Origin of the sequence: Occallatibacter sp. (assembly GCF_049802275.1) — a bacterium.
GTDB lineage: Bacteria > Acidobacteriota > Terriglobia > Terriglobales > Acidobacteriaceae > Telmatobacter.
Map to the genome: position 1 here is coordinate 1 of NZ_JBARMD010000609.1, position 7,975 is coordinate 7,975.

At 60.2% G+C, this 7,975-nt stretch carries 10 protein-coding genes; 7 read left to right on the plus strand and 3 right to left on the minus strand.

The window, feature by feature from the left end; all coding sequences use genetic code 11:
• Nucleotides 1-156 precede the first annotated feature (156 nt).
• The 5 genes from WA354_RS20745 (at nucleotide 157) to WA354_RS20765 (ending at nucleotide 4,157) form a co-directional block, all read left to right on the plus strand.
• Complete coding sequence (locus WA354_RS20745; RefSeq protein ID WP_472814930.1) at nucleotides 157-1,131, plus strand: hypothetical protein; 975 nt, start codon at nucleotides 157-159, stop codon at nucleotides 1,129-1,131.
• Nucleotides 1,132-1,170: 39 nt separating this feature from the next.
• Entirely contained in the window at nucleotides 1,171-1,737 is a 567-nt protein-coding gene (locus WA354_RS20750) for an RNA polymerase sigma factor (protein ID WP_472814931.1), read from the plus strand.
• Nucleotides 1,734-2,237 carry a hypothetical protein gene (locus WA354_RS20755; RefSeq protein ID WP_472814932.1) on the plus strand — a complete coding sequence of 168 codons (504 nt, stop codon included), beginning with the start codon at nucleotides 1,734-1,736 and terminating at the stop codon, nucleotides 2,235-2,237. The genes WA354_RS20750 and WA354_RS20755 overlap by 4 nt, the downstream gene beginning before the upstream one ends.
• Before the next feature lie 109 nt (nucleotides 2,238-2,346).
• Entirely contained in the window at nucleotides 2,347-3,588 is a 1,242-nt protein-coding gene (locus WA354_RS20760) for a dienelactone hydrolase family protein (protein ID WP_472814933.1), read from the plus strand.
• 209 nt (nucleotides 3,589-3,797) lie between these two features.
• Nucleotides 3,798-4,157 (plus strand): STAS domain-containing protein, encoded by a 360-nt coding sequence (locus WA354_RS20765; RefSeq protein WP_472814934.1) that lies wholly within the window; start codon nucleotides 3,798-3,800, stop codon nucleotides 4,155-4,157.
• A gap of 88 nt (nucleotides 4,158-4,245) precedes the next feature.
• On the opposite strand, the gene WA354_RS20770 is transcribed toward WA354_RS20765, so the two are convergent.
• Together WA354_RS20770 and WA354_RS20775 are read right to left on the minus strand one after the other, a co-directional pair.
• Complete coding sequence (locus WA354_RS20770; RefSeq protein WP_472814935.1) at nucleotides 4,246-4,416, minus strand: hypothetical protein; 171 nt, start codon at nucleotides 4,414-4,416, stop codon at nucleotides 4,246-4,248.
• 255 nt (nucleotides 4,417-4,671) lie between these two features.
• On the minus strand, nucleotides 4,672-5,325 hold the full coding sequence (locus WA354_RS20775) for a DinB family protein (protein ID WP_472814936.1): 654 nt from the start codon (nucleotides 5,323-5,325) through the stop codon (nucleotides 4,672-4,674).
• Nucleotides 5,326-5,377: 52 nt separating this feature from the next.
• Between WA354_RS20775 and WA354_RS20780 the strand changes: the two genes are divergently transcribed.
• A complete protein-coding gene (locus WA354_RS20780; RefSeq protein ID WP_472814937.1) occupies nucleotides 5,378-5,935 on the plus strand; it encodes a DUF1697 domain-containing protein in 558 nt (185 codons plus the stop codon).
• Nucleotides 5,936-6,065: 130 nt separating this feature from the next.
• On the opposite strand, the gene folP is transcribed toward WA354_RS20780, so the two are convergent.
• Entirely contained in the window at nucleotides 6,066-6,983 is a 918-nt protein-coding gene (folP, locus tag WA354_RS20785; protein WP_472814938.1) for a dihydropteroate synthase, read from the minus strand.
• A gap of 72 nt (nucleotides 6,984-7,055) precedes the next feature.
• Between folP and WA354_RS20790 the strand changes: the two genes are divergently transcribed.
• A partial coding sequence (locus WA354_RS20790) for a D-alanyl-D-alanine carboxypeptidase (RefSeq protein ID WP_472814939.1) occupies nucleotides 7,056-7,975 on the plus strand: 920 nt, incomplete at its 3' end.

The window sequence follows — 7,975 nt, forward strand, 5'->3', positions numbered from 1 at the left end:
CCGTTACTTAAATACTGCTAAAGGGCCATGACGTCCCTAAAACAGGGATTTCTGGAGGATTTAGGTCCAAGAAAGTCTGTTAACCAATGCGCTGGTTCGTTCGTTGTTCTCGATAGAAGGGCTGAGAAAGCCATTTCGATTCGAGGGAAGACAACAATGGACAACCGTCGGCTGGCGTACCGGATTCTTTCAGCGCTTGCACTTTCAGTTTTGCTTCTGCCCACCGTGGGTGTGGCGCAGCCCCGCGCAACCACACCGGCGCCCGCACCTGCAACAGCGTCGGCATCGAGCAGCGCACCTGCTCCCAACGAGCGCGACGTGGCGGCGACGCAGACCGAGCTTATCCGGCTGCTGCGGCTGAGCCCGACGCTGACCACCGTGGTTTCGCACGATCCGTCGCTGCTTTCGAACACGGATTATGTTGCGCACAACAACCCACAACTGGCGGCGTTTCTGGCGGCGCATCCCGAGGTGGCGCGGAATCCAGAGTTCTATCTGTTTTCGCATTTGAAGCACGAAGACGGGCAGCCGGATGAGGCGCTCGAACGGGCGGTGTGGCCGGATGTGTATCGGTCGCAGGGCCAACCCACCTCCTTTGAGCGCATTTGGAGCGATATGGTTCCGCTGATCGCGTTCGCGTTTGGTCTGACGGCGATTTTTGTGCTGGCTCGTATGTTTGTTGAGAATCGCCGCTGGAGCCGGATCTTCAAGTTGCAGAGCGACGTGCACGGCAAGCTGATCGACAAGTTCACCAGCAACCAGGAATTGGCCGCGTACATGGAGACCGACGCGGGCAGAAAATTCCTGGAGGCTGCGCCGATTCCGATTGGCATCGAGCAGGGCCGTCGCATGCCGAGCGCTGTGGCACGTGTGCTGACGCCGCTTCAGGCAGGCATTGTGATGGTGCTGCTGGGAATAGGACTGCTGATGCTGCGGCACGCCGGGCCGGACATGGATACGCCGATGCTCTTCTTTGGAACGGTGGTGCTGATGCCTGGAATCGGCTTTATCATCTCTGCAGGCGTTTCGTGGCTGCTGGCAGCGAAGCTGGGCTTGATGCCCGCTGATCAAAATGCACAGAGCAGGTACGATTCGCCTCTCGGCGGTTCCTCGTTCAAGGACAGGCAGTGAGTCACGGGGAGCCGGGTGAAGGTGAGGAAGCAGAGGCCAATGCCCTGGGAGTCGACCATTCCGAACGTGCTGGCGGGCGAGGGCGAGCCTCTTGCCTCGGGCACCGCCGTCGCAGCAATGGATAACGAGCAGTTCGCTGCGTTCTACGCGCGATCGGCACGGTCGCTGTGGGCTTACCTGGTACGTGCGAGCCGCGATCCTGCGCTGGCGGACGACCTGACGCAGGAGAGCTACGTGCGCTTTCTCTGCGCGAAACATCCCCAAGACGGTGAAGTGGCGGCGCGGCGGTACCTGTTTCGAATTGCAACCAATTTGTTGCGCGATCACTGGCGGCGTCCGCAGGCTTCTTCGATCGAAGAGATGCCGGAAGAGATGTTCAAGGCGAAGTGCGGTGTGGCACAGTCGGATTCGCAGGCAATGCTGGAGCCGGCGATGGCGCTGATGCGACCACGTGATCGCCAATTGCTGTGGCTGGCGTATGCCGAGGGCTATTCGCACCACGAGATCGCGGAAGTGACAGGGCTGGGGTCAGCGAGTATCCGGTTGCTGCTGTTCCGCGCGCGGCGCAAGATGGCGCGATTGCTGCGGCAGGGAGGTGAAGCATGAGCCCGTTTACATGTGCGCGCGAGCGAGAAGTGACCGAGCTGCTGCACCGGGGCTATTGGCCTGAGGCTTGTCCAGACGAGTTGCGCGCGCACGTCGAGGCCTGTCGCATGGGCTCCGACCTGGTGGCTGTCAGGACGGCGCTTCAAACTGCGCGGCACCAGACGATGCCGTTGCCGAATCTCGAATCGCCGGGAGCAATCTGGTGGCGTGCACAGTTGCGGCGGCGCAATGAAGCGATCGAGCGGGTTGGGCGGCCCATCCTGGGCGCGCAGATATTTGCGCTGGCAATCTCGGTCGTTGTGGGCGTGGCTGTTCTTGCATGGCAGGGCAACGCGCTGAAGGCCTGGTTTGCAGATCTGCCAAGGGCGCTGCATCTTGACGCGCTGGTGCCAGCTGCGATGTCCCAGTCTGGTGGGCTGGCATCGATCCTGCTCCCGGTACTCGCAACGGTCGCACTGTTGAGCGGCGTGGTGGTTTACCTGGCGACGGAAAAGCAATAATACGGTTGCATGTTCGACCATGCAGGTGATTTGACACAGACTGGGTTTGAAAGACTGGATGGCTGGCCTGGGCTGCTAGCGTTGCACTTCGTAAACTCGAGAGGCCGGCGTGCACATTACAATCTGCCTTGCAGCGTCATTCATCTTCGCTTGTTCTGCTCTGCGCGTCGCGCCTGCGCAAGCTGTTCCGGAGTTTCAGTTTCAGTTTTCTGAAAAGCCAGGCCCATACGCCGTTGGCCTGAAGGTTGTGGAACAGTTTGATCGTGCCCGGCAATTCCAGGTAGAGAATGCGTCGGCCGGTTCGCCGGCTGCTTCCGGTCCCCGTCCCCTGCAGACATTGGTCTGGTATCCGGCACAGACAGCGAGCGGCCAAGCAATGACTCTGGGCGATTACGAGGCCCTGATCAAGACTGAGACAACTTTCGGAAAGCCGGTCGAACACAGTAAGCCGCAATCTTTTGTCGATGCGTATATGCAGGGTACGACGGGAATCCACACTTGGGCTGTCCGCGACGGGGCAATGAAGGCGGACCGCTTCCCGGTGGTGATCTATGCCCCCAGTCTGAACGCTCCCGCTACTGAGAACATTGAGCTCTGCGAATATCTGGCGAGCTGGGGTTTCGTGGTGATCGCCAGCCCCAGCATGGGTGCAACGTCTCGTTCGATGACCATCGATATCCCAGGCGCAAACGCGGAGGTCCAGGACATCTCTTTTCTTGTCGGTTTCGCAAGCACGCTGCCGGATGCGGATATGTCAAAAGTTGCTGCGATGGGCTATAGCTGGGGTGGCATGGCCGCACTCTTTGCTGCGGCCCGGGATAAACGTATCGATGCCCTCATCTCGCTGGATGGTTCGTTCCGCTACTCTCCTGAAATCGTGCAGAGCGTCGGCGACATTCATCCCGATCGTATGACGATACCCCTGCTGGTCTTCAGCAGAGCCGAGGAGCCGCTGGAGACGTGGGACGCAATGCGCAAGGATAAGAGCCAGTGCGCCTGCGCACCGAATGTTCTGAATGAATGGACCGATGGTGACCTGCTTCACGTACGGTTGCTTGGAATTTCACACATCCAGTTCAGTTCGTTGTACCAGAGGAGTGAGAGGTTCAGGAAAGAAGGGATGCACTTTGTTCCGGCAGATTATTCGCTGGAGGACGGCGCGGCAAGCTACAACTGGATGGCTCGATATACGCTGGAGTTCTTGAACGCCTATCTCGAACATCAGGAATCGGCCGAGCTGTTTCTCAAGCGCACTCCGGCCGAAAACGGAGTACCAAAACATCTGATCGCCGTAACTTTGCGGCAAGCGCAGGCGAAGCCGAACCAGGGCGACATTCCTGCAAAGAAGTGACAGCGTTTTGCATCCGGAACGACGGCGTGTGGTTCCACGATGCCATGAGACAAGCTCCGCCAGCCACGATTCAGCGCCAATTCGCATTCTGGTTATGGCAATATGGTCTGTTTACTTGCTGAAGCCAGGGTCGGCAACCAAAGCCCGACCAATTTAGCCCATGCGTGAATGAACAGAGCAAGCTCAGATTTAGGACGGAGGAACAAGTCTTGGAGAGCAAAACCAAGGTGCACGTTGATCAGCTTCTATCCCCCGCAGGACATCCGGTGGCCGTCGTCCGGTTTGAGGGTGACATTGCCGCTACTTCGAAAGACGTCGTTCTGGGTACCTATCAGAGGCTTCCCAGGGAATTGTCGAAGCTGGTCCTGCTGGACTTCAGCAAAGTCGGTTACATCAATTCAAGCGGCATCACGCTCGTGATTCAGCTACTGATGGAGGCGTATCAATCCGCGCGGAAGATTTACGCATTCGGCCTGTCGCCACACTTCACCAAGGTCTTCACCGTCGCGGGGATCACCGATTACGCCGGATTGTTCCACAGCGAGGCCGAAGCACTTAAGGCGCTATAAGTTTGCGCGGTCTGAAGCAGTCTGGAAAGCACGGTGCCGTAGCCACCGAGCCGCGGCATTGCATCAGCGGGGAGTTGAATTGGCGTCCCTACTCGGTGTCGTCGGCCACATAGAGCATGCCCAGATCGCGCAAGCTTTGACCCGAACTGCGCCCTAGAAGCTCGGCAACCTTCTCTGCCATTCCCCTGTTTGAAGCGAAGTATCGGAAAGTCACCACTTCTTTGCCGAACATGCAGGTCAGGTCGACGCGAGTGCCCACGATCCTGTCGACCCTTCTCAAGGTCACAGATTCCGGGCGGCTCGTAAAGGCTGCTTTGCGGGTATCAAATGGTCCCGCGCCACCTACAGGCGGCCAACCAGATAGATTCAACAGCTGCTGCACTCAGTACTCCTACAAATTGATGGTACGACATTGACCGGCGATTCGGGGGGTGGCACAGGTGTGAGGGCTACAAAAGGGAACGGGACCGGCGATCGCGAATATGTGGCGATGTTGTTCACTTTATGCGGATAACTAGTTCGCACTGCGAAGCTTTTGCACGGCTTGCTCTGCCTGCGACAGGTGGCGGCGCTGGTGCGCGGCAACAATCAGGAAGCTTGACCAGATGCTGTAGCGGATACGCCGATCTACCGGCGAGGCCATCCTGACCTGGTCGATCGCGCGGCCGCGGCACCTGTGCAGCGTGGCCACGATGCGCTGCTGTCGATCGAGGAAGCCGGACAGCACGGATTCGACGGTCCCGCACTCAACGGGCTCGAAGGGAAGAAGGGTCCTGGAGCGGATTCGGGCGGGCGGCTCGAGAATCCAAGAGAGCAGGCGACCCCAGAAATCGGTGCGATAGGGCGCATTCAACTCGGCTTTGCGAGGGCCGGCGCTGGCGATGATCTGCTGCCAGATGGGGAAGTAGCTGTCGGTAGATATGTTGAGGTGCTGCAGGCATTCTGCTGCCGACCATGATCCGGCGGCGGGGCGCGCATTACATAGCTCTGATCCGGCAGAGTCAACAAGGGCCTGTGCCCGCGCGCCAATGGCGACAAATCGGGCTTCCAACTCGTCGAGGGTTCCGGCCCGTTCGATGGACTTCCGGTTTGTCTCGGAGTGTGGTTGGGCTTCTTCAGGCCTTCGCGCTACACTCGCGTCAGTTGCCGGCTTGGGGATCTGCGTCATACGCCTGGTCTTTGTCTAAGATGCGCCGGACCCCGCGGGAGAAGGTATCGCCATGCCAACGTACGTCATTCTGCTGCGGGCTGTAAACCTGGCCGGACACGGAAAGCTACCCATGGCGGACTTCCGGAAACTGCTGGCCGAACTTGGGTTTCAGAAAATTGAGACCTACATCCAGAGCGGGAATGCGGTGGTTGACGCGAAAGGTACGCCGGCAGCTGTGGCCAAGGCGGTGGCAGTTGCGCTGGAAAAGCTGACCGGCGCCCCGGCCGGTGTGGTGGTGCGGACGCAAGAACAACTGGATCGAGTGATACGCGAGAATCCCTTTGCGGCAGAAGCGGCGGATGGGACAAAGGTGCATGTAGGGTTTCTGGCTGGACCGGCAGGGCCGGAGAGCCGGGCCGCACTGGATCGCATCGTGGCGCAGTATCCGAAACGGCGCGACCGGTATCACCTGGTTACTGAACATGTTTACTTTCATCTGCCAGACGGCGCGGCGGAGACCAAGTTCAGCGGCAGGTCGTTAGACAAGGCTCTGGGCGTGATGGGGACCGGCCGGAATTGGAACACGGTGCTGAAACTGCACGAGATGTCGAGGCGCGGAGCCCGATGAACCGGGACAAAGCCGGCAAGTCAGCGGCGCTTGGCGCCATTAGCCAGGCAGCAGATTAGCGCCCCCGCGGGCAGGCTTGAGGTGATTGTGCCAGCGTGGCCGCTGCGTCGAGCTTTGATGAAGAACTTGTTCATCTCGCTGTGAGCACGGCGTCGGCGATGCGGGCGGCTTCGACCGCTGGGCGAACATTATGCACGCGTACGATTGAGGCTCCGTGCAGGATGGCGGCGACGAGAGCAGCGATGCTGGCATTTTGTCGCGCCTCGATGGGCGCCTGAGTGCCACCGAAGAGCGGGGCTAGCGTGTGGCCGAGGAAGGATTTGCGGGAGACTCCGGCGAGCAGAGGACGGCCAAGGGAGAGCAGTTCGGCCTGGCGGGCGAGCATGGTGTAGTTCTCGTCGAACTTTTTGCCGAAACCGTAACCGGGGTCGAGAACGATAGACTCCGGGGCGATCCCGGCGCGAGTGCCGATTGCAAAGCTCTCCGACAATCCCGTGCGGATGGTTTCGATCAGCGTATCCGCCGGCAGCTTCTCCTGTGTGCGCCACTGGTCGGGGCGTCCGCGGGTATGCATCAGGATTACGCCGCAAGCGGACTGGGCGCAGACAGAGGGCATGGCTTCATCCCAGCAAAATCCGCTGACGTCGTTGATGATCTCGGCACCAGCGGCGAGAGCGGCAAGCGCGGTTGCAGATTTATAGGTGTCGGCGGAAAGGATTGCATCGGGCCTGGCTGCCAGGATTTCTTCGATCACCGGCAGGAGCCGCGCTTGTTCTTCATCTGCGCTTACCGCAGCAGCGGCCTCGGTTACATTACCGGCTGGCGAGCCGGGTCGCGTGCTTTCGGCGCCCAGGTCAAGCAGGTCCGCGCCTTCGTCGAGTAACTGGTGCGCCCGGGCCACCGCAGCTTCGGGGGTGAGAAACAGACCGCCGTCACTGAACGAGTCCGGCGTGATGTTGATGACGCCCATGACCAGCGTTCGGCGGCCGAGTTCAAGCGAACGGCTGCGCAGCTTCCAATGCGAGATTGTGCGCGTCAAAGGAGTCATCGAATCAACCAAACCTGCCGTGGATAAAACTACCCGGGGCTGCATCTTCGATCAGGAGACAACTTTGATTCTATGAGCACTCAAGTGACGGTTGATAGAAGACGCTCAGGAATCACGCCCTGCTACACTCCCCTCATGCTTCCCATCCGGCGAATGCTGGCGTTCGGTCCGGCGCTGCTTCTCGTTGCCACAACCAGCGGTTTTGCCCAGACGCACCACGCTCATACGGTAGCCCCGAAGCCCGCACACGCAGCTCCGGCGAAGGGCACGATCGCCGAGCGCATCCAGGCGATTCTTTCCGATCCGGCGCTCAGCCACACGGAATTCGGCATCAGCGTAACCACTCTCGATGGGCAGCCGCTCTATGGGTTGAACGAGGGCAAGCTGTTCACTCCGGCGTCGAATGCGAAGCTCGCGACCACCGCTGCGGCGTACGCGCTGCTTCCAGTGGAGAGCCTGACGTGGACCACGAACGTGGTTGCTTCCGGCGACATCGATGCGGGCGGTGTTTTGCATGGGGACATTCTGATTCTGGGCTCGGGCGATCCCACGATGAGCGCGCGGAGCTATCCCTACCAGCCGCCGAGTTCGCCTTCGCTTGCTCCGACGCCCTCGAATCCACCGGCAGAGTCCCCGACGGGCAAGCCGGAAGCATCGCCAACGACCCAGGAGGTAAAGGCGGAGCCGCGCGCCATTGAGGTGCTCGATCTGCTGGCGCAGCAGGTCGAGCAGGCTGGCGTGCGCTCGATCGAGGGCCGGGTGGTGGGCGATGACAGCTATTACCTGAGCGAGCCCTATGGAACCGCCTGGGCATGGGACGATCTGCAGTGGGGCTATGGCGCCCCGGTATCGGCGCTCTCGTTTGCTGACAACTCCATTGAGCTGACGTTGTCGGCCGATCCCGCTAAACCTGGCGCGACCGTGGCGCAATGGACGCCCGATGTGGAGTACTACACGCTTGAGAATGCCATGACCATGGCGCAGGCGGGGGA